We start from the raw sequence: 20782 nt of genomic DNA on the forward strand, positions 1-20782 counted from the left end.
TCTAATGTTGATCGCTTCAGTCTACGATATAGATACCGCCATCTGAATGTACTTTAATCTCAACTTTATTTAAAAAATCACCTAAACATGGTCCTGAGATACATTCGCCTGTTTCCACGGTAAATAAAGCACCATGGGTAGAACATTGAATATATTCTTGGTCCTGATCGAGAAATTGATTTTCTACATATTCAAGCTCTGTTTGCAAATGAGGGCATAAGTTTTGATAAGCATAGAATGCGCCATCACGTTGCGTAATGAAAATAGTAGTTCCTTGTAAAGTGTCAAAAGCTCTAGCTTCACGCTCAGGAACTTCTTCCGTCATACAGATCCTTTCCATTTCAAGCACATTCCTTCTGAAAATTTTCAAGAAGTTTAGCATAATCATTGATCGCTAAACGTGGGCCAAATTGAGAAACAACTTCACTAGAAATCAAGACAGCCAACTGTGCAGCAGCGTTCAAATCTTGATGATGGTTTAGGGCATAAAGGAATGCGCCTGCAAATGCATCACCTGCACCATTGGTATCAACCGCTTCTACGTGGCGACCTGCAACATGGAAATGTTGAGTAGAATTAGAAACCAAAGCACCTTTAGCGCTTTGTGTAATGACTACTGTATGATTTTTAAAACGTAATTGCGCAAGAGCGTCTTCTACAGTTGTTGTATTTGTATACATTAAGGCTTCTTGTTCATTACAAAATAGTAAATCTACGCCATCATCCATAAGTTCTTCTAAGCCTTCGCGAGCGTATTGCACCATCGCAGGATCTGAAAGGGATAAAGCAATCTTAACACCATTTGCTTTTGCAATTTCTCTGGCTTGTTTTACAGCTTTACGCGCTGTTTCACTTGTAGAAAGGTAGCCTTCAATATAAAGCCATTTTGCTGTTTTTAATGGTTCAAAGTCGATTTGATCTTGAGAGAGTTCAGCAGTGATACCTAGATAAGTATGCATCGTACGTTCAGAGTCAGGGCTAATGAGTACCATACAGGTACCTGTCACGCCTTCACTGATTGATTTTGGAGTGGTTTGAATGCCAGCTTCATTTAAACCTTGTAGATAAATTGAACCTAAATCATCGTTACCAACGCGGCAACCATAAAAAGCACTTCCACCTAATGCACTAAAGGCCACAGTCGTATTTGCAGCAGAACCACCACTTGCTTGACCTTTGTAATCTTGATGCTGTTTTAACTCTGCATAAAGAGCAGACTGAGTGTCGCCATCGGACAACTGCATTGTGCCTTTTTGCAAGCCTTGCTGACTAAGAAAATCATCAGACACTTTAAATTCTTGGTCGATTAATGCATTACCAATTGCAAAAAGATCTACAGTTGCCATATGTGTTGTCACAAAATAAAAAATCAGGTTGCTAAGTTTACACCATTGCTTGGGTTTGCTGTAGTTTGTTGAATAAAATTCAGTTAAATCAAAAGTTAGTGGAAAAATATTGTTGTGTGAATATTTTTTAGATTCGAGGTAGGTCAGCCAAATAAAATTGATAAGCTTTTTTATTCAATGTCTATCATATACATAGAATTAAAAGCTTTTGTTCTGGTAGGATAAAACATTCATCGCTATGTGCTTGATATCAAAGCTATGCCGATGAAAACTAATACTCAACAAAAAACATAGTATTTTACTTGGTTTTTGTTCGCCAATCTCAAGCTGACTCAGGCTATAATGAGACTTATTCACTTATCCGATATGTTAGGAGATCACATGACTGTAGATGTCACTGAAACCATTTCTCAAACTGTTCACCCTGCGTTTCAGTTGCTACGTCAGCACCATGTAGAAGCATTAGATATTTTAGTGTCTGAATATAAGCATAAAGTCACAGGTGCGGTGCATTATCACTTGGCAACTGATTATGATGAAAATGTATTTCTTGTTGCTTTTAGAACACAGCCTATGGACTCTAAAGGCACGGCACATATTTTAGAACATACGGCTTTGTGTGGCTCTGAAAAGTTTCCGGTACGTGATCCGTTCTTTTTAATGATTCGTCGTTCTTTAAATACCTTTATGAACGCGTTTACAGCAGCAGATTGGACTGCGTATCCATTTGCTACTCAAAATAAAAAAGATTTCCAAAACTTACTTTCTGTTTATCTTGATGCGGCATTTGCTGCAAATTTGAATCCACTTGATTTTGCTCAAGAAGGTATTCGTATTGAACTAGAAAATGGTCAACCTGTATATAAAGGTGTTGTTTTTAATGAAATGAAAGGTGCGATGAGTGCACCGTCTGACCAACTTTACCATCAGTTGGCTCATCATTTATTCCCTGAAACCACCTATCATTACAACTCAGGTGGTGACCCAAAAGATATTCCTGATTTAACGTATGAGCAGTTAGTCGATTTCTATAAGGTACATTACCACCCAAGTAATGCTGTATTCATGACCTTTGGTAATCAAACAGCATATGAGCTGCAAGACCAATTTGAAAAATTAGCTCTACATAAGTTTTCTGCGGGAACAACTTTATATTCTAAGCCTGAAAAACGTTTAGCTGCACCAATTGAAGTAACAGAGAACTACGGTGTTGATAGTGATGATTTAAAGGATAAAACTTATCATGTTCTATCTTGGTTATTACCAGAAGCAAACGACATTAAATTGCGTTTAGGAATGCGTTTAGTTGAAGGGATTTTATTAGAAAATTCAGCTTCGCCACTACGTCATTACTTAGAAACTTGTGGTTATGCTCAATCTACAGGTCCATTAATGGGCGTAGATGACAGTAATTTTGAAATGACTTTCTACTGTGGCGTTCAAGGTTCAAATCCTGAACATGCTCAAAGCTTTAGAGATGGTGTTTTAAATATTCTGCGTGATGTTGCTGCTAAACCAATTGATAGTAATTTAGTCGATGCAATTTTACATCAAATCGAGTTACATCAACGTGAAATTAATGGTGATGGTACACCGTATGGTTTAAGTCTAATTTTAAATGGTTTAAGTGGTGCGATTCACCATAATGACCCAATTCAAATTTGGGACGTCGACAGCGCAATTGCACAGGTTAAAGAAGAGTTGAAAGACCCAATGTGGCTATCAAATCTGATTCAAACACATTTGCTCGACAACCCTCATCGCGTACAGATGACTTTAGTTCCAGATCCGACCAAGTCTGTAAAAGAGCAGGAAGCGGAAAAAGCTCGTTTAGCAGCTATTGGTGAAAAGCTAACAGAGGCTGATAAGGCTGAAATCATTGCTAAAACCAAGGCTCTAGAGGAACGTCAAGATACTCCTGATAATCTTGAGTTATTGCCAAAAGTAGGTTTGGAAGATGTACCTGCTGACTTGCATATTGTGCAAGGTCAGTTACGTGAAATTATTTGTAATCGTATGGATACGCCGTTGAACTTGTATCATGCTGGTACTAACGGCATTTACTATCAACAAGTACTCATTCAGATTCCTGAAGATATTGTGAAGTCGCCTTACTTCAATTTGCTTTCTATTTTGATGGGTGAAGTGGGTGCAGGCGAATATGGTTATCTTGAGCTACAAAACTTGCAAACCGCTGTAAGTGGTGGTTTAGGGATGGGTGCTTCTTTACGTAGTAAAGTTGATGATAAAGATAAAATTAGCGCTTGGTTGACTTTAACGACTAAATCATTGACTCAGAAATTTGATGCAATTCATTTATTAAAATTAGCATTTGAACAGCTTCGATTTGATGAAAAAGAACGAATTATCGAGTTATTGCAACAACGTAAAACACGTTGGCAATCTCGTCTCTCTGGATCAGGTCATAGCTATGCGATGCAGATTGCTTCTCGTAACATGAGTGCCCTGGCTCAACGTGACTATCAAAACACGGGTTTAGGTGCATTGAACTGGTTGGGTGAGCTTGTTACTAAAATTACCCAAGATGATGCCGCTTACGATGAGCTGATTGCAGAATTAAAACGTATTCATAGTAAGTTGTTGCAAGCACCTAAACAGTTCTTACTAGTGTGTGAAGAACATCAATCTGAACGTTTGGTTGAAGAAATCCAGAATGTTTGGGATAAGTTGAATGTTGATACAGCTACAACTGAGTTAACTCAAGTAGAACAAGCTAATGATAATAATCATGAAGCATGGTTAATTCAGGCAAACGTTCAATTCTGTGCGTCTGCATATCAAGCCGTAGAAGTATCACATCCAGATGCGGCTCCATTAATGGTATTGGCAGCTTATTTACGTAATGGATTCTTGCACAGTGCTATCCGTGAAAAAGGTGGTGCTTATGGCGGCGGTGCTAGTTATGATGGAAATGCCTGCTCATTCCGTTTCTTTAGCTACCGCGATCCACGTTTAGCAGAGACTTTTAAGGACTTTGAAGCAAGCGTGCAATGGTTATTAAATACCGAGCAACAACCTCATCAGCTTGAAGAAGCGATTCTTGGTTTAGTGGCAAGTATGGATAAACCAGGCTCTCCAGCAGGTGAAGCGATTACAGCATGTTATGCATTGTTGCATGCAAGAACACCAGCTTTCCGCCGTACTTTGCGTGAAAGATTGTTGCATGTAACATTGGATGATTTAAAACGTGTTGCTCGTCAATATTTAGTAGAACAAACTCCTGTAAAAGCTGTAGTTGCGCCATTTGCAAAACGTGATGAATTGCAGCAATTAGGTTTTACCATTCAACAAGTTAATTAAAATAAAAATTGGAGATGAACATGGCGTTCAGACAATTTGAACGCACATCTTTACAGCTAAGCATGGGAATCGTGCTTAGCTGTTTATGTGCGTCTGTGACATATGCTGACACCTTGGCACCTGTAACCCCTGCGACAGTTGATGCATGTGTTGCTCTTGCTTCGAATGCCGATCGTCTGGCTTGTTACGACTCTGTATTTAAACCAGCAGCTCTACCTGTTGTTCAAGCCGCGGTAGTACCTGAGCCTGTTAAAAAAATCGATCGGCCTGCTGTTCAACCAACAACATTGAAAGAGAAGGTTGTAGATACGGTTAGTAATATTAAAGTGATTGGTAAAGCGCCTACACTTGAACCGACTACCTCTTTGTTAGATCAACGTTGGGAGTTATCAGAAAAAAGTAAGCTAGGTGTTTGGAATATTCGTGCTTATCAGCCAGTCTATTTACTACCTGTATTTTGGACCAGTGATAAAAATGAATTACCAACCAGTCCAAATCCCAACAATGTAGAAAATACAGCTCAAAATTTGAAATCGACCGAAAGTAAGTTTCAGCTTTCTTTAAAAACGAAAGCTTGGGAAAATATTTTTGGAAATAATGGTGATTTGTGGGTGGGGTATACCCAATCTTCACGTTGGCAGACGTTTAATGCTGAAGAATCTCGTCCATTTCGTGAAACCAACTATGAGCCAGAAGCAAGTTTAATGTTTAGAACGAACTACGAGTTGCTTGGTTTAGATGGGCGTTTGCTTGGAGTTACCTTAAACCATCAGTCAAATGGTCGTTCAGATCCATTATCTCGTAGCTGGAACCGTGTCATCTTTAATGTTGGATTGGAGCGCGGTAACTTTGCTTTAATGCTTCGTCCATGGATTCGTCTTGAAGAAGATAGTAAAGATGATAATAACCCAGATATTGAAGATTACGTTGGTCGTGGTGATTTAACAGCGTTTTATAAGTGGAAGCAGAATGACTTTTCTTTAATGCTGCGTCATTCATTGAAAGGTGGTGATGATTCTCATGGTGCTGTGCAATTTGATTGGGCTTTTCCAATCAGTGGTAAGTTACGCGGACATTTCCAATTGTTTAACGGTTATGGTGAAAGCTTGATTGATTATAACCATCGAGCAACTTATGCTGGTTTGGGTGTATCGCTCTTGAATTGGTACTAAAATTCTATAAAAAAGCCGCTTTTAAAGCGGCTTTTTTATTATCCAATTTGAATATTGGCTTGAGGATGTTTGAGTCGACTCTTTTTCGGAGTAGCGATTAAATAGGCGAGTGTTAAAGGGCCAAGCCGTCCAGCAAACATGAGTAAACTTAAAATGAATAAACTACCATTATGTAAATCTGGTGTGATTCCACGAGATAGACCCACTGTACATGCGGCCGAAACAACCTCAAAAAGCAAATTCATAAAATCTGCTTTAGGCTCTAAAAGCAAAAGAATAAAGAAGCCCATGAAGATGAGGATGCTTGTAATAGCAGTTACCGCTAATGCTTTATAGGTCGTTTCATGAGATACGGAGTGGTTAAATATTCTAATTTCATCTGTACGGCGTAAAAATGAAATTACACTAAGTACTAAAATGACAAAGGTTCCAACTTTGATTCCACCAGCTGTACTCAGTGAACCACCACCAATAAACATCAGTAACATCATCAGTAAGGAACTACTGTTGGTCATTGCACCCGTATCAATGGTATTAAAGCCTGAAGATCGTGGAACTGTTGCCTGAAACCAAGCATTTAATGCTTGTTCACCTGAGTTTAACATCCCTAAAGTTGCCGGATTTTGAGCTTCTAAAGCCCATATTAAAATAAAGGCAACTAGGTTAATAATTGCAATGGTGGTAAGAATAAGCTTGCTATTTGGTGTCAGTTTTTTCCATCTTTTGTTTTGTTTAATATCCATGAGCACTAAAAAACCAAGACCACCTAAAGTATAAAGGATGCTAATGGTTATACAAATAATATAGTTGCTTTGAAAATTCATTAAGCTGTTGGAAAATAATGAAAAACCTGCATTGTTAAAAGAGGAAATACTATAAAAAACCGCATAATATAAACCACGTGCAAACCCGTATGTTGGTGTAAAAGCAGTCGTGAGAATAATTGTACCAATCAGTTCGAAAATAAGGGTATAGGTAACAACTCCTTTAGCAACAAAAGTAACTTTTGATAGACTCGTTTGTCCGAGACTATCTTGAGCCATCATTTGCTGTTTAAGACCGACTTTAGGAGACAAGCTTAATGCCGCCAATATCGCAAAAGTCATAAACCCCAAACCGCCAGACTGGATCAGTAATAAAATAATAGTTTGCCCAAACAGGGTAAAAGACTCATGAATATTTAAAACAGATAAACCCGTAATTGTTACTGCTGAAGTGGCTGTAAACAGCGCATCCATCCAACTGACATTGCCTGTATTGGCAAATGGTAATTTAAGCAATAAAGTGCCAAAGATAATAAAGCCTAAAAACCCTAGCGCTAAAAGTGAAGGCGGGCTTAAATTTAACGTTTTATGGGGCTTGGGATATATAGACATATTCTTGAGTTCGTTTTCTTATATGAAGCAGTTAGAAAGTTTCTTTAACTGAGGTAGGTGACCTTCTAAAATAAGAATATCATGTGTTTGCAAAGTGAAATTTTCTTCAGTCTCAAACAAAATCTGTTGCTGTCTTTTCACGAGCAATGTTTTGACTTGAGGCGCTTGCTGCATAATGCCATATAAATTGATGCCATTAAGTTTATCTGGGATCTCAATTTTAATAATGTAATGATCATCTTCTAAAGACATATAACGGCTTACCATAGGGTAGTTCAGAGCTTGAGCAACTCTTACCCCCATATCTTCTTCAGGATGAATAATCTTATTGATATTAAGGTGTGACAAAATGGTGTGATGAGCTTTGGTCTTTGCTTTAACCCAAATTTTCTCAATTCCCAGATTTTTTAAATTTAGCACACACAAAATACTGGCTTCAATATCTTCACCAATTGCGACTACAACTGCGTCACAATTTTGTATATTCAGTTCGTCAAGCACATGTTCGTCAGTGGCATCAGCAATGACGGCATGAGTTAAAACATCGGCAAGATTTTCAACATTCTTTTTGACCGTATCGATGCCAATAACATCATGATTTAATTTTGTGAGTTCATGAGCAACCGTTGCTCCGAAACTACCTAAGCCAATGACTGCAAACTGTGCCATGTTGGTCCTTTTTTCCGAGTTAGATCATTATTTTTAAGGATATTTTCTTTAAGATAAAGAGAAGCAATGTAAAGATGCCAGAAATATAAAAAGAATTGTATAAAAAAGCCGACAACTATGTCGGCTTTTTATCAAAACTAAAGATTATTTTAAGAAACGTTTATAGCCGACGTTATCAGTAATTTCTGCATACGGATAATTAATCTGCTCGAGTGTTTCAATCAATCCATCAGGGTTTTGTTTCGCATCAGTTGCTTGTAAGCCCACTAACACACGTCCTTCTGCCGCACCATGGTTACGGTAATGGAAGAGGGTAATGTTGTGGGTTGGACCTAAACGAGTTAAGAAGGTTAAGAGCGCACCCGGACGTTCAGGGAATTCAACACGGAACAATCTTTCATCATCTAGATTTGCGTGACCGCCAATTAAATAACGAATATGTAATTTTGCAACTTCATCGTCAGAAAGGTCATCAACTACATAGTTTTGCTGTTTAAGCTGCTCTAAAATTTCATGACGTTCTGCATCTCCACCTTTTAAACTAATACCGACGAATACTTGCGCTTCATCTGTATTATTCGCTCGGTAGTTAAACTCAGTGATATTGCGACCTTGTAAAGCACGACAGAAGCCTAAGAATGCGCCTTTTTCTTCAGATAAGGTAACTGCATAAATCGCTTCACGTTGCTCACCTAACTCGGTGCGTTCGGCAATATAGCGTAGGCGGTCAAAATTCATATTGGCGCCGCAAACAATCGACACCATATTTTTATTACTGATTTTATGCTCGTGAATATATTTTTTGATACCCGCTAAAGCCATTGCTCCAGAAGGTTCAACAATGCTGCGGTTTTCATCAAATGTGTCTTTAATTGCTGCACAGATTTCATCTGTATTCACAGTGACAATATTAGGATCAACAATCGGTCCTGAATTATCAGATTTGCGCAAACGAATAATATCAAATGGTAAAGCACCAATTTGTGCAACAGCTGTACCATCTGCAAATAGGCCTACATGTGGCAAAATTACACGTTCATTTGCTTCTAAAGCTGCTTTTAAACAAGCAGACTCTTCATATTCAACGCCAATAACTTTTACGTGCGGTGCAACTTCACCAAGGTAAGCAGCTACGCCTGAGATAAGGCCACCACCACCTACAGCAACAAACACGTACTCTACATCACGCCATTGACGTAAAATTTCATTGGCAATTGTGCCTTGACCTGCAATGACAAGTTCATCGTCATAAGGTGGAATAAATACAAGACCTTCAACTTCTGCACGTTGTTGAGCATATTTATTTGCGATATCAAAGCTATCGCCATGTAACACGACTTGACCGCCTAAGCGTTTAACCGCTTGAACTTTAATGTCAGGTGTTGTACTTGGCATAACAATAATAGCGGGAATTCCTAGTCTTTGCCCCGACAAAGCTACGCCTTGAGCATGGTTGCCAGCAGAGGCACAAATTACCCCGCGTTCAAGTTGTTCTTTAGGTAATTGACTAATACGGTTATAGGCACCGCGTAATTTAAAAGAAAAAACGGGTTGTAAATCTTCACGCTTAAAACGAATTGTATTATTTAATTTTTGACTAATTCGTGGAGCTGCTTCGAGAGGTGTTTCAATTGCAACATCATAAACCGTTGCTTGTAAAATTTGTCGTACCACACGAGACAGCATGTTCATCTTCCCTATAACAGTTTAAAATAGGAAATTATTGTAGCAAACCCTTGTGCATTTGCGCCGTTTATTGGCGCATAAATGTCAAAAAATAGTTGAGTGATGTAATGAGCCTATATGCAACCCAAGATGAAAAGAAACAAGCTGCTGCGAAAGCTGCTTTAAAACACTTACCCAAAGGTGGCATTTTGGGTGTTGGGACTGGAAGTACCGTAAACTTTCTAATTGATTTACTTCCGGAATTACAATTAGAAGCAGCTGTGGCAAGTTCTCAAGCAACAGCTGATCGTCTTAAAAAGCTTGGTATTGAAGTGGTTGATATGAACCATGTAGGTAGCCTAGATGCCTATGTTGATGGTGCAGATGAGATTGATCGCCATATGCATATGATTAAAGGTGGTGGTGCTGCATTAACACGTGAGAAAATCGTTGCATCAATCGCTAAGAAATTTGTGTGTATTGTTGATGATTCAAAATGGGTTGATCAACTTGGACGTGATTTTCCACTTCCAGTAGAAGTTATTCCAATGGCGCGTTCAGCTGTAGCTCGTAAATTGGTCAGTTTAGGTGGTGATCCGGTTTATCGTGAAGGTGTAGTTACAGATAATGGTAATGTTATTTTAGATGTATTTAATTTGAACATCTTAAACGCAATTGATTTGGAAAAGACCATCAATAATATACCAGGTGTTGTGACTAACGGTATTTTTGCGTTAAATCCAGCAACGATCGCAATTGTTGCGACAAATAATGGTATTGAAGAGCGTACAGCACAGTAATGTCTGTGGAAATGCCAGAGATTAAAATCGTTCGACACGTAAGAGCACGAAAATTGCGCTTACGTGTTGAGCCTGCGTCTATACGACTTACTGTTCCGCTATTTTGCAGTAAGAAGCAAATTCAGCATTTTTTAGCGCAATCTGAACAATGGTTAACCGAAACGTGGAATAAACAACAAAATGTCCAATCGGCATCCATTGAAATTCCTTCAGAAATTTATTTCTTTAATAAAGAACAGCCATTTCAAGTCATTGTTCAAAAGCAGCATCGTGTTTTTCAATTCGACTGGGAAAACAATTTTTTATTTATTAAAGCCACACAGCCATATTTGGCATTGCAAAACGCAGTTATTGCCTATGCGAAACAAGAATTACCAGAGCTTTTAAAAGAATTAAGTGAGCACACTCATTTGGCTTATAGGGAGTGTACAATTCGCCGCCCGAAAACTCGGTGGGGAAGTTGTAGTAGCCAGCATAATATTATGCTACATGCGGGATTGGTGTTGATGCCACACGAAATTGCTCGCTATGTGGCTATTCATGAGTTGGCGCATACCAAACATTTTGACCATAGTCCTGCATTTTGGGCAGAAGTTGAAAAATACGATCCATATTTTCAAAAACACCGCAGACAACTTAAATCAAATCCATTGCCTGCATGGTGGTATGTTTCAGCTTAACTAAAGCTACATTCTAGTTGAGGTGTTTGTAAGCTATCGGGTGCTTTTCGGCTATCTAAACCTGCTGTAGCACTAATGATCTTATTTGCTTTAATAGATACTTGGATAAAGTTGTATTGTTGCGTCGTGTTATTTGGTTCGGCTGAACTTGAATTGAGTAAATAACTTGAACTAGCAGCATCTGTTTGCAATAAATTATCGGTACTATCAGCACTTAAAGCAGCACGATAAATTTGTGAACCTTTACTCAAGTCGATTTGACCGTTCGCACGAAAATTAAGCTGACATCCGGTTGAGGTGTCTTCATAGTGACCCACTAAATAGTCTGTAGCTGGTAGGTTTGGATCTGATAGGTTGATGCTTGTTAAGCCTTGTTTGCATGGATAGTTTGATCCATTACACGTCGCTGTGGTAGTAAACCCAACAGCTCTACGGTAATCTCCAGCACCGTCAATGCGAATGAAGGTAGTGGAATTTACGGTAGGAACAATTCCTGAATATTGTTTCTTGTCCAGTAGATTATAACCTGTTTGATCTAAAGACTGTTGTGAATTAGCCTGAGCCAATTGCAAAGTAGATACTTTTAGGTTGGTTCCAAAGTAATCGCGCGTTACTTTTTGATTAGCTGCAATATCTAACAGCGTATTTTTTAGTGGATCAATATTATCGGGGGCTGGAGTAAAAATAGGGGTAAAGGATGTTTGATCCCCATGAAGTTTTTTCCCATCCAAAAAGCCATCTTTTAAATCAGTTGCTAAACTTTTAACAAGTTCTTGGTAGGTTGCTGCTTCGCCATGAATTGTTGACCAATATTGTAAGTAACCAAAGCTAAGATAACTATCCACATATGTGGTAGGTTGTTTAGTTGAATACTGCTGTAAATTTAAAATTGTTAATGTATTAGCTGGGCTTAAACTAGGAATAGCTGAGTCTTTAAATGCGTTCATTAACGATTTGTAGACATCTTGAGCTGCTAAATCAACATGTAACTGTTCAATACGGGTTGGATCAACAGTCTCTTGAGGGAGTTGCCCTGAGCGGATGATAGCTCTTTGATAAACCGCTTCACTGCTTGGGCTGATGAATTGGGTTTTGTTACTTACCGTATTCGGTGTAATAAATGCATGATAAATACCTGACAAATTTTGATATTGTGAAGTAATTGGGTCAAACACTTGAGATGAACTTTGAGTTGTAATTTCTACGCGATATAGACGATTCAATTTTGTAGTAGGAATTTTGACATTAAAGCTGTTTAAACTCGCAATTGAAGTATCCACTAAAACAGCATTGTTGGTGTTGTCATATACTTTAAGCTCGATATTACGCATTTCTACAGGGGTTTTTAAAGTAACATCAGTTGTTGCTTCAGGTGTGGGATCTACGGGTGCCGGAGTACTTGGTGAGCTGCTTCCGCTACTACCTCCACCTCCGCAACCAGTAAGGGCTACACTTAAAATTAATGTGCTCAAGCCAAGGTAGTTACGTAATTTTCTTTCTTTTGATTGTTGAAGCATCCTAGCTCTCCAAAAATTAATCTGGTATTTATTTGCTGATATTTATGTGATTATGACAGTTCAGTATGTGCTATCTGATTGTCGTTAAAATTAAAAAAATTAAAATTACCAAGCATGAAATGGTTTTGTAAGCTTGGACATCCTGTCATACTACTGCCCAAGTATAGATTCAAAAATTGAGGTAATGCACGTGATTTCTGTCGGAATTGTTGGTGGAACGGGTTATACAGGCGTTGAACTATTACGTATCTTATTACGACATCCTAAAGCGCAGGTTCGAGTTCTTACTTCACGTACAGAAGCGGGCAAACCAGTTGCAGATATGTTCCCTAATTTACGTGGACATACAGATCTTCAATTTTCAGATTTAAACATTGATGCATTAAAAGAGTGTGATGTTGTATTTTTTGCAACTCCACATGGCGTTGCGATGCAGCATGCCAAAGATTTGATCGCAGCTGGAACTAAAGTTATTGATTTAGCAGCAGACTTTCGCTTACAAAATCTTGAACAGTTTGAAAAATGGTATGGCATGGAGCATGCTTGCCCAGATGTATTAAAAGATTCTGTATATGGTCTAACTGAGTTAAACCGTGAAAAAATTAAACAAGCTCAAGTGATTGGTAACCCTGGGTGCTATCCGACGACTGTTCAATTAGGTTTAGCGCCACTGTTAAAATCAGCACAAGCACTGATTGAAACAAAAAATATTATTATTGATGCGAAATCTGGTGTTTCTGGTGCTGGCCGTAAAGCAAGCTTAGGCATGATTTACAGTGAAAATGCAGATAACTTTAAAGCATATGGTGTTGCAGGCCATCGTCATCATCCGGAAATTGTAGAAGCACTAGAAAATATTTCAGAACAAAAAGGTGGGTTTGAAGGACTTTTGTTTGTTCCGCATTTAGTACCGATGATTCGCGGTATGTTAAGTACAATTTATGTAGACTTAACGGAAGCGGGTAAGCAGGCAGACTTACAAGCTTTATATGAAAATTTCTATGCTAATGAAAAATTCGTAGATGTGATGCCTGCGAATAGTTCACCTGAAACACGTAGTGTGCGCGGTGCAAACGAGCTTCGTATTGCTTTGTATAAACCACAACCAAATAAACTGATTATTTTGGCGGCTCAGGATAACCTTGTAAAAGGTGCATCTGGTCAGGCTGTACAAAATATGAACCTGATGTTTGGCTTTAATGAAGACGAAGGCTTACAAGGGATTGGTTTATTACCATAAAAAACTCTTTTTTGCTTCACACACATTTAAATTTCGATTTAAATGTGTGTCTTGACTCTGATCTTGAACACTGAGATGACGATGCAAAACTCTGGACAGACGACTTCGGCAGAAAGTTCGTTGCAAAAGAAAAATTTTTTAAACACCAATAAGCCTTTGTTTATTGGTGCTGCCATTTTAATGAGTGGTTGTTTTGCGCTCGGCTATACAATTGGGCACCGTCAAGGTTTAACTGTTGTTGGTTACGATGCAGATGCGGAGCAATTGGTTGAGGTAGTGCAAAAGCAAAAAACAGCTTTAGATGCAGTTAATAAAAGCCTAAACTCGGCAGTACAAGAGCGTGATGTGGCTGTGACTAATGCAAATGATCTGTTTGAAGCGCTTAATCAAGCGAACGCCGATAAGACTCAGCAAGAAGGTATGAGTAATATCTACCGTGAGATTTTGAGACAGCGCGGTGGTTTAAGCTTAACGGTTCAAAATCTGGCAATTAAGCCTTTACCTGAAAATGCTTATGAATATCAGCTAGACTTAGTGCAAGTAAGTCCAAGTAAACGCCGTGCTTTAGGATCGGTTGAAATAAGATTGATCAAAGATACAGAGGTTTTAGTTGTACCGCTTGAAGCGAAGAACTTTAACTTTACTGACTTTGAGCGTTTGACAGGTCGTTGGACGATGCCTAAAGGTTTCACGCCTCAATTTATTGAAGTGCGTTTAACAGGCGGCTCTGAAACACCAGTTATTAAACGTTTTAGTTGGCAGCGTGGTAAACCTGTCGAAACATCTTCTGCATTCGTGGCAGAAATTCCTCAAGCTGAAGCAAATTCACAATAGTAACATCCTATGCGAACAAATAAGCGTCAAACAAACTTAAAAGATATCAAGGCTTCTTTTCAGCAGTCTGGCTATGTCGATTGGCACTTCCATCCACGCTTAAGTGATTCGCAAAACGAAGATCATGATGGAGAGGTTGTAGTACAAACAGCTCCTCCAGAACTCAAGCGTCCCCCATTATATGCAGTCGTATTAATGAATGACGATTACACCCCAATGGACTTTGTAATTGAAATTTTACAACAATACTTTGCAATGAATCTTGACCAAGCAACTCAAGTAATGCTAACAGTACACTATGAAGGTAAAGGTATTGCCGGAGTCTATCCAAGAGACATCGCGGAAACTAAGGCAAACCTTGTTAATAATTACGCTCGATCGCAAGGTCATCCATTACTTTGCCAGATTGAGCCTAAAGCATAAGGGGGTTACATGCTCAGTCGTCAATTAGAAGTATCATTACGTTTGGCTGTTAGCATGGCTCGTCAAAAGAGACATGAGTTTCTTACAGTTGAACATTTATTATTAGCACTACTCGACAACGATTCAGCCGTGAATGCATTAAAAGCATGTGGGGCTGATATAGTTTCTTTGCGTAAAGAATTAGAAGAATATGTAGAACAACATACTCCTAAGCTTGGCGAAAATAGCGAGCAAGCTCCTCATCCAACAGAAAGTTTTGACCGCATTTTGCAACGTGCTATTTTCCACGTGCAATCAAGTGGCGGCGATCGTACTGTTGAGGGTGCAGATGTTTTGGTCGCAATGTATTCAGAGCGTGATTCTTTTGCTGTGTATTTACTTAAACGTCATCAAATCAATCGTTTGACATTGACTCAATACTTGTCTCATGGGACACGTAAAGATGAAGTGCAAGTTGAAGAAGAAGTTGAAGATATTGAGGGTGAAACTAGCGCAAGCAATGCAGGACCATTAGAGCTTTATACACTGAACCTAAATGTTGAAGCGCAAAAAGGCAAAACTGACCCACTGATTGGTCGTGAAAAAGAAATTGAGCGTACAGCACAAATTTTATGCCGCCGTCGTAAAAACAATCCATTGCTTGTAGGTGATCCAGGTGTGGGTAAAACCTCGATTGCTGAAGGTTTGGCATGGTTAATTGTGAACGGCAAAGCACCTAAACCTTTAAGTCAGGCTGAGATCTATAGTTTAGATATTGGTGCATTGGTTGCTGGAACTAAATATCGCGGTGACTTTGAAAAACGTTTAAAACAATTGCTTAATGCATTGAAGAAAAATCCAAATGCGATTTTATTCATTGATGAGATTCATATGATCATTGGTGCAGGCTCAAGTATGGGCAGCACAATGGATGCGTCAAATCTTATTAAGCCAGCTTTAGCTAATGGTACTTTACGTTGTATTGGTTCAACGACTTTCCAAGAATATCGTCAGGTTTTTGAAAAAGACCATGCGTTATCACGTCGTTTCCAAAAGATTGATGTCAATGAGCCAAGTATTGCTGAAACGATTGATATTTTACGTGGATTGAAAACTAAGTTTGAAGATTTTCACCACGTACAATATGACGATAAGGCTTTGGTATCAGCTGTAGAGCTTTCTGCTAAGTTCATTAATGATCGTTTCTTGCCAGATAAGGCAATTGATGTCATCGATGAAGCAGGTGCTCAACGCCGTTTGAAAGCTGAAACTGATGATAGCTTGATTACTGTTGAGAATATCGAAGATATCGTTTCTAAGATTGCTCGTATTCCACCAAAAACTGTGTCTAAAGATGATAAGTCAGTGCTTGAAAATCTTGAGCGTGATTTAAAACGTGTGGTGTTTGGTCAAGACGAAGCAATCACTGCATTAGGCTCAGCGATCAAGTTATCTCGTGCTGGATTGAAGTCACCAGATAAACCAGTGGGTAGTTTTGTTTTTGCTGGTCCAACAGGTGTAGGTAAAACTGAGGTTACTAAGCAGCTCGCTAAATTATTAGGTGTAGAGCTTGTTCGTTTCGATATGTCTGAATATATGGAACGTCATGCAGTTTCACGCTTAATTGGGGCACCTCCAGGGTATGTGGGTTATGACCAAGGTGGTTTGCTCACTGATGCGATCCATAAAAATCCGCATTGTGTCTTGTTGCTTGATGAAATTGAGAAAGCACATCCAGATGTGTTTAATCTATTGCTACAAATCATGGATCATGGCGCTTTAACGGATAATAATGGACGTAAGTCAGATTTTAGAAATGTGATTATTGTTTTGACTACGAATATTGGAGCGGAAAGTATTTCTCGCGCGAGTATTGGTTTCACTGAACAAGATCATAGTTCTGATAACCAAGAAGCCATGAAACGTGCTTTCTCTCCAGAGTTCCGTAACCGTCTAGATGGTGTTATTCAATTCAAAGCATTACCAACTACTGTGATTGAGTCTGTAGTCGACAAATTCTTAACAGAATTACAAGCGCAATTGGATGAAAAACAAGTTGTTCTTGATGTTGATCAAAGTGCGAGAGATTGGTTGGCTACAAATGGTTATGACCGTTTGATGGGTGCTCGTCCAATGCAACGTCTCATTCAAGAGCACTTGAAGAAACCACTCGCTGAAATGATTCTGTTTGGTGAACTTGCAGATCATGGTGGTAATGTGGCTGTATCGGTGAAAAAAGAAGATGGCAAAGCTGTCGGCTTAAAACTTGAAGTATTTGAAGATCATCATACGGCAGAACCAGCTTAAGTTATGTTAATTGAGAGTTTTACTATAACCCGAATACTGAGCGTATTCGGGTTATTTATTATCACGGCAATTGCTGAAATTCTTGGTTGTTATTTTCCTTATCTGATTTTAAAAGAAGGGAAGTCGGCTTGGTTATGGCTACCTACTATTTTAAGCTTGGCGGTCTTTGTATGGCTGTTGACTTTACATCCGGCAGCTTCTGGACGCATTTATGCGGCCTATGGCGGTATCTATATTTTTACTGCGCTTATGTGGCTACGTTTTGTTGATCAGGTGGGATTAACAAGATGGGATATATTAGGTGGTCTAATTGTGCTTTGTGGAGCTGGTTTAATTATTTTGCAACCTCAAGGGTTGATTCGTTAATGCATCATTGAATCAAATCTTAAGCGAGAAAATAAGAAGTTTTTTTCAAAAAAAAGACTTGTCAAACTCATCAACAATGCGTATTTTAGATTTAAGGAACATTTTTTAATATTTGAGATAAAGATGTTAAATCAATCTGTGAACACTAACGCTTACTATTACTTTTGGCAATTTAGATAGTTGCCTGAGCGTATTCGGGCATGAGAAAGTTGCCCATCACAGTTAATACCTGATCGGCAACCCCGATCAGGTTTTTTTATGCTTTATCTTTTTAGAATCGAGGAACTTAAAATGAACAACATGACTTATTCATACTTTAGCAACTTTTATTGGTTTTACTTTTGCTTACCTTTACCAACGAATAGATCCAAAACGCTCAAATAAATGATCGGACTGAGTAGATTGCAGTCCCAAGGAAAAAACCAATGAATGCCCTAAATACTTTACTGACTCAAACCAATACAAAAGAAACACCAGTTAGTTTACCTATCCAGTTAAAAGCGAAATACCCGCTTGCACACTCTTTCGCACGTCAAGTTGCCGAACACCGTCAAATTATTCAAAATATTCTTAACGGCAAAGATCATCGTCTAATGGTAATTACAGGGCCTTGTTCAATTCATGATCCAGTTGCAGTACTTGAATACGCTGAAAAACTGCAAAAATTACAAGAAAAAGTTAAAGATCAGATTTTTATCGTGATGCGTACATACATTGAAAAACCACGTACCACTATTGGTTGGAAGGGGTTCATGTATGATCCAAATTTAGATGGTTCATCAAATTTACAACTTGGTTTAGAAAAATCTCGTGAACTCTACCTACAGATTATTGAAAAGGGTTTGCCAATTGCGAGTGAAATTTTAAGTCCAATGGCAACTGGCTATTTTGATGATTTATTGGCTTGGGGTGCAATTGGAGCTCGCACAAGCGAATCTCAGATTCACCGTGAAATCTCAAGTCATATGCCATACAGTATTGGTTTCAAGAATGGTACTGATGGCTCAATTCAGATTGCATTAGATGCGATTCAGTCCGCGCAAAATGAACATCAATTTTTAGGAATGAACCAACAAGGCTTGCCTTCAGTGATTCAAAGTGCTGGGAATCCATTACCGCACTTGATCTTGCGTGGTGCGAATCATGGGCCTAATTACGATTTGGCTTCAATTCAGGCGATACGCGAAAAGTACAAACAAAATCTACCTGCACTGGTGATTGATTGTAGTCATGGTAACAGTGGGAAAGATCCGTTGCGTCAGCCAGAAGTTTTACAGCAAATCGTTGCTGAACGTTTAAAAACACAAGTTCGAGGTGTCATGATTGAAAGTCATTTGGTTGATGGTAACCAAAAGATTTCTTGTGATATGACTTATGGCCAGTCAGTAACTGATGGTTGTTTAGGGTGGGAAAAAACAGAGCAGCTTTTATTAAATGTCTCTAAGCAATTAAAGACAAAAGAATTAGCTCATTCCGCTTAATTATTTTTAGATTTTATAAAGGGATCTATAAATAGATCCCTTTATTTTTTAAGAAGCATGTTTGAGTTCGGATAGGAATGTATTGATTTCATGTCCAAACTTTTTAGGCTCGGTTAATAAAGGTGTATGGCCTGAGCGTTCAAAATATATGGCTTTTGCATGCTCGACACTATGTGCAATCAGCGTCTGACCAGTTTCTGGATAAAGTGTCGAATTACGACCAATAAAGAAAGTCGTTGGACATGCTAACTGCTGAATTGCTTCTCGATAATCTTCATTGTGATAAAGATAATTTTCGACATACCAAAACAAGTAATCTAAACGTTGAATAGGTAATAAATATTTTTGTAAAAAAGGCTGTTTTAAAGCTGTTTTAAAAACTAGCGGACTAAAAGGATTGCTACTTTGCAATTCAATAAAATCTACCCATAGACGGACTAGTTCTTGTCGATCTGGAAGTGAGAGTTCATAAAGATATTTGGCGTTTTTATGCTTTAACAATAATTGATAAATATCATTTAATAATTGTTTGAACTGGGTGTGAAGAGGGCCGAATAAACCATATTCCCAAGTCGAATCTACTGATATTTTCGGTGTTTGATCAATATGTAAATAGGCTTTTAACTGCTGTGCCAGTTGCGCATGTTTCATGCCATGCATGGCAGTTGTTGCGCCCATTGAATAGCCCATTAAGATAAAGTTATCGAGTTTTAATTGATCTATTAAATGAGCAACATCTTGCCAATGGCTAGAAATGGCATCTTGCTCGGGAATTGCACAATTCTTTGACCCACCGAAACCACGCCAGTCTGGAATAATAAACTCATATTCTTTGCGGTTTGCATAAATAAACGGTAGCCACTGCCAACTTTGCATGCCAAGGCCAGATAAAACCAAAACAGGCTCACCACGACCAACACGGCGTACAAATAAATTTTCCCGATCGGGCATGGTGTAATACGGCATGGCTATTCTCCAGATGGGTTATCTTGGGCAAAGCGTTTTAATTGAGGGATGACTTGTTCCAACCATTTGATCCATTCACTTTCCATCGTAATTCCAAGTTCTAAGATCATTTTGTGGATGTATAACACACGGTCATTTAGATCATCACTGTCTTTAAAATCTTTATCATAAATACTTTGATAAAGTTTGAGCTTCTCTTGGTGTAAACCAAGATGCCTTAACAGTTCAGGTAATATCTGATTATTGCTCAATTGTGCTTCTGCACGCAATCTAACCATTAAATCATCACGAAGCTGCGCAGGTTCACTTTGTTGAGTCATCCATGAAGCCAGTTCTATACGACCCAGTTGTTCGACCTGATAGGTTTTTTTTCGGCCATTATCCATTTCATTTTCTAAAGTGGAAACCCAGCCTTTTTTAAGCATGTTATTGAGTTCACGATAAATTTGCTGGTGAGTGGCATTCCAGAAAAAGCCCATTGATCGGTCAAAGCGGCGGGCGAGTTCAAACCCTGTACTTGGACGTTCAAGCAAGCTGGTCAATAAAACATGAGGAAGTGACATGGCAATCCAGTTTGTAAGCAAAAGTAAAGTGTGACTCATGAGATTATGCAACATGTTGCATAAAAGTCAAAATTTGA

At 38.6% G+C, this 20782-nt stretch carries 18 protein-coding genes; 10 read left to right on the forward strand and 8 right to left on the reverse strand.

Annotated elements, in window-relative coordinates:
• Nucleotides 1-16: 16 nt before the first annotated feature.
• Nucleotides 17-325: a Rieske (2Fe-2S) protein gene (locus KTJ10_RS07770; RefSeq protein WP_262441741.1), complete on the reverse strand. Its 309-nt coding sequence runs from the start codon at nucleotides 323-325 to the stop codon at nucleotides 17-19.
• A 16-nt stretch (nucleotides 326-341) separates the two neighbouring features.
• Entirely contained in the window at nucleotides 342-1346 is a 1005-nt protein-coding gene (locus KTJ10_RS07775) for an adenosine kinase (RefSeq protein WP_017480985.1), read from the reverse strand.
• 381 nt (nucleotides 1347-1727) lie between these two features.
• Between KTJ10_RS07775 and KTJ10_RS07780 the strand changes: the two genes are divergently transcribed.
• The gene (locus KTJ10_RS07780) at nucleotides 1728-4667 is read left to right on the forward strand and encodes an insulinase family protein (RefSeq protein ID WP_199977658.1); all 2940 of its coding nucleotides are present in this window, start codon (nucleotides 1728-1730) and stop codon (nucleotides 4665-4667) included.
• 20 nt (nucleotides 4668-4687) lie between these two features.
• On the forward strand, nucleotides 4688-5839 hold the full coding sequence (locus KTJ10_RS07785) for a phospholipase A (protein WP_199977656.1): 1152 nt from the start codon (nucleotides 4688-4690) through the stop codon (nucleotides 5837-5839).
• Between the two features lie 38 nt (nucleotides 5840-5877).
• Here KTJ10_RS07785 and KTJ10_RS07790 read toward each other — a convergent pair whose 3' ends face one another.
• From KTJ10_RS07790 to ilvA, 3 genes are all read right to left on the reverse strand, one after another.
• Entirely contained in the window at nucleotides 5878-7215 is a 1338-nt protein-coding gene (locus tag KTJ10_RS07790; RefSeq protein ID WP_199977654.1) for a TrkH family potassium uptake protein, read from the reverse strand.
• An 18-nt stretch (nucleotides 7216-7233) separates the two neighbouring features.
• Nucleotides 7234-7884 carry a potassium channel family protein gene (locus KTJ10_RS07795; RefSeq protein ID WP_199977651.1) on the reverse strand — a complete coding sequence of 217 codons (651 nt, stop codon included), beginning with the start codon at nucleotides 7882-7884 and terminating at the stop codon, nucleotides 7234-7236.
• 144 nt (nucleotides 7885-8028) lie between these two features.
• On the reverse strand, nucleotides 8029-9576 hold the full coding sequence (gene ilvA / locus KTJ10_RS07800; protein ID WP_262441742.1) for a threonine ammonia-lyase, biosynthetic: 1548 nt from the start codon (nucleotides 9574-9576) through the stop codon (nucleotides 8029-8031).
• Nucleotides 9577-9677: 101 nt separating this feature from the next.
• Here ilvA and rpiA point away from each other — a divergent pair, with 101 nt between their 5' ends.
• Complete coding sequence (rpiA, locus tag KTJ10_RS07805) at nucleotides 9678-10349, forward strand: ribose-5-phosphate isomerase RpiA (protein WP_000061060.1); 672 nt, start codon at nucleotides 9678-9680, stop codon at nucleotides 10347-10349.
• Nucleotides 10349-11029 carry a SprT family zinc-dependent metalloprotease gene (locus KTJ10_RS07810; RefSeq protein ID WP_199977649.1) on the forward strand — a complete coding sequence of 227 codons (681 nt, stop codon included), beginning with the start codon at nucleotides 10349-10351 and terminating at the stop codon, nucleotides 11027-11029. The genes rpiA and KTJ10_RS07810 overlap by 1 nt, the downstream gene beginning before the upstream one ends.
• Here the strand turns inward: KTJ10_RS07810 and KTJ10_RS07815 are convergent.
• Nucleotides 11026-12546, reverse strand: a complete 1521-nt coding sequence (locus KTJ10_RS07815) for a hypothetical protein (protein ID WP_199977647.1) — start codon at nucleotides 12544-12546, stop codon at nucleotides 11026-11028. The two genes, KTJ10_RS07810 and KTJ10_RS07815, sit on opposite strands and share 4 nt — an antisense overlap.
• A gap of 184 nt (nucleotides 12547-12730) precedes the next feature.
• Between KTJ10_RS07815 and argC the strand changes: the two genes are divergently transcribed.
• The 6 genes from argC (at nucleotide 12731) to KTJ10_RS07845 (ending at nucleotide 19176) form a co-directional block, all read left to right on the forward strand.
• A complete protein-coding gene (gene argC / locus KTJ10_RS07820; protein WP_199977645.1) occupies nucleotides 12731-13786 on the forward strand; it encodes an N-acetyl-gamma-glutamyl-phosphate reductase in 1056 nt (351 codons plus the stop codon).
• Nucleotides 13787-13861: 75 nt separating this feature from the next.
• Nucleotides 13862-14620 (forward strand): DUF6776 family protein, encoded by a 759-nt coding sequence (locus KTJ10_RS07825; RefSeq protein WP_130172510.1) that lies wholly within the window; start codon nucleotides 13862-13864, stop codon nucleotides 14618-14620.
• 9 nt (nucleotides 14621-14629) lie between these two features.
• Nucleotides 14630-15043: an ATP-dependent Clp protease adapter ClpS gene (clpS, locus tag KTJ10_RS07830; protein ID WP_002121129.1), complete on the forward strand. Its 414-nt coding sequence runs from the start codon at nucleotides 14630-14632 to the stop codon at nucleotides 15041-15043.
• 9 nt (nucleotides 15044-15052) lie between these two features.
• Nucleotides 15053-17329, forward strand: a complete 2277-nt coding sequence (gene clpA, locus KTJ10_RS07835) for an ATP-dependent Clp protease ATP-binding subunit ClpA (protein ID WP_032036333.1) — start codon at nucleotides 15053-15055, stop codon at nucleotides 17327-17329.
• A gap of 3 nt (nucleotides 17330-17332) precedes the next feature.
• On the forward strand, nucleotides 17333-17695 hold the full coding sequence (locus tag KTJ10_RS07840; protein ID WP_086265565.1) for a YnfA family protein: 363 nt from the start codon (nucleotides 17333-17335) through the stop codon (nucleotides 17693-17695).
• 425 nt (nucleotides 17696-18120) lie between these two features.
• On the forward strand, nucleotides 18121-19176 hold the full coding sequence (locus KTJ10_RS07845; protein ID WP_199977643.1) for a 3-deoxy-7-phosphoheptulonate synthase: 1056 nt from the start codon (nucleotides 18121-18123) through the stop codon (nucleotides 19174-19176).
• A gap of 48 nt (nucleotides 19177-19224) precedes the next feature.
• Here KTJ10_RS07845 and KTJ10_RS07850 read toward each other — a convergent pair whose 3' ends face one another.
• Together KTJ10_RS07850 and KTJ10_RS07855 are read right to left on the reverse strand one after the other, a co-directional pair.
• Nucleotides 19225-20142 carry an alpha/beta fold hydrolase gene (locus KTJ10_RS07850; RefSeq protein WP_202732322.1) on the reverse strand — a complete coding sequence of 306 codons (918 nt, stop codon included), beginning with the start codon at nucleotides 20140-20142 and terminating at the stop codon, nucleotides 19225-19227.
• Nucleotides 20143-20144: 2 nt separating this feature from the next.
• A complete protein-coding gene (locus tag KTJ10_RS07855) occupies nucleotides 20145-20705 on the reverse strand; it encodes a PadR family transcriptional regulator (RefSeq protein WP_005069032.1) in 561 nt (186 codons plus the stop codon).
• Between the last annotated feature and the right edge of the window lie 77 nt (nucleotides 20706-20782).

This window comes from Acinetobacter sp. WU_MDCI_Abxc222, from assembly GCF_025514755.1.
In the GTDB taxonomy this organism is placed as follows: Bacteria; Pseudomonadota; Gammaproteobacteria; order Pseudomonadales; family Moraxellaceae; genus Acinetobacter; species Acinetobacter geminorum.

Excerpts from the sequence above, each read along its gene's own strand:
- KTJ10_RS07780 (WP_199977658.1), top strand. The coding sequence starts at position 1,728 with ATGACTGTAGATGTCACTGAAACCATTTCTCAAACTGTTCACCCTGCG.
- KTJ10_RS07815 (WP_199977647.1), bottom strand. The coding sequence starts at position 12,546 with ATGCTTCAACAATCAAAAGAAAGAAAATTACGTAACTACCTTGGCTTG.
- argC (WP_199977645.1), top strand. The coding sequence starts at position 12,731 with ATGCACGTGATTTCTGTCGGAATTGTTGGTGGAACGGGTTATACAGGC.
- KTJ10_RS07795 (WP_199977651.1), bottom strand. The coding sequence starts at position 7,884 with ATGGCACAGTTTGCAGTCATTGGCTTAGGTAGTTTCGGAGCAACGGTT.
- clpA (WP_032036333.1), top strand. The coding sequence starts at position 15,053 with ATGCTCAGTCGTCAATTAGAAGTATCATTACGTTTGGCTGTTAGCATG.
- KTJ10_RS07850 (WP_202732322.1), bottom strand. The coding sequence starts at position 20,142 with ATGCCGTATTACACCATGCCCGATCGGGAAAATTTATTTGTACGCCGT.
- KTJ10_RS07845 (WP_199977643.1), top strand. The coding sequence starts at position 18,121 with ATGAATGCCCTAAATACTTTACTGACTCAAACCAATACAAAAGAAACA.
- rpiA (WP_000061060.1), top strand. The coding sequence starts at position 9,678 with ATGAGCCTATATGCAACCCAAGATGAAAAGAAACAAGCTGCTGCGAAA.
- KTJ10_RS07790 (WP_199977654.1), bottom strand. The coding sequence starts at position 7,215 with ATGTCTATATATCCCAAGCCCCATAAAACGTTAAATTTAAGCCCGCCT.
- KTJ10_RS07840 (WP_086265565.1), top strand. The coding sequence starts at position 17,333 with ATGTTAATTGAGAGTTTTACTATAACCCGAATACTGAGCGTATTCGGG.
- KTJ10_RS07825 (WP_130172510.1), top strand. The coding sequence starts at position 13,862 with ATGACGATGCAAAACTCTGGACAGACGACTTCGGCAGAAAGTTCGTTG.
- KTJ10_RS07855 (WP_005069032.1), bottom strand. The coding sequence starts at position 20,705 with ATGTCACTTCCTCATGTTTTATTGACCAGCTTGCTTGAACGTCCAAGT.
- KTJ10_RS07785 (WP_199977656.1), top strand. The coding sequence starts at position 4,688 with ATGGCGTTCAGACAATTTGAACGCACATCTTTACAGCTAAGCATGGGA.
- KTJ10_RS07770 (WP_262441741.1), bottom strand. The coding sequence starts at position 325 with ATGACGGAAGAAGTTCCTGAGCGTGAAGCTAGAGCTTTTGACACTTTA.
- ilvA (WP_262441742.1), bottom strand. The coding sequence starts at position 9,576 with ATGAACATGCTGTCTCGTGTGGTACGACAAATTTTACAAGCAACGGTT.
- clpS (WP_002121129.1), top strand. The coding sequence starts at position 14,630 with ATGCGAACAAATAAGCGTCAAACAAACTTAAAAGATATCAAGGCTTCT.
- KTJ10_RS07775 (WP_017480985.1), bottom strand. The coding sequence starts at position 1,346 with ATGGCAACTGTAGATCTTTTTGCAATTGGTAATGCATTAATCGACCAA.
- KTJ10_RS07810 (WP_199977649.1), top strand. The coding sequence starts at position 10,349 with ATGTCTGTGGAAATGCCAGAGATTAAAATCGTTCGACACGTAAGAGCA.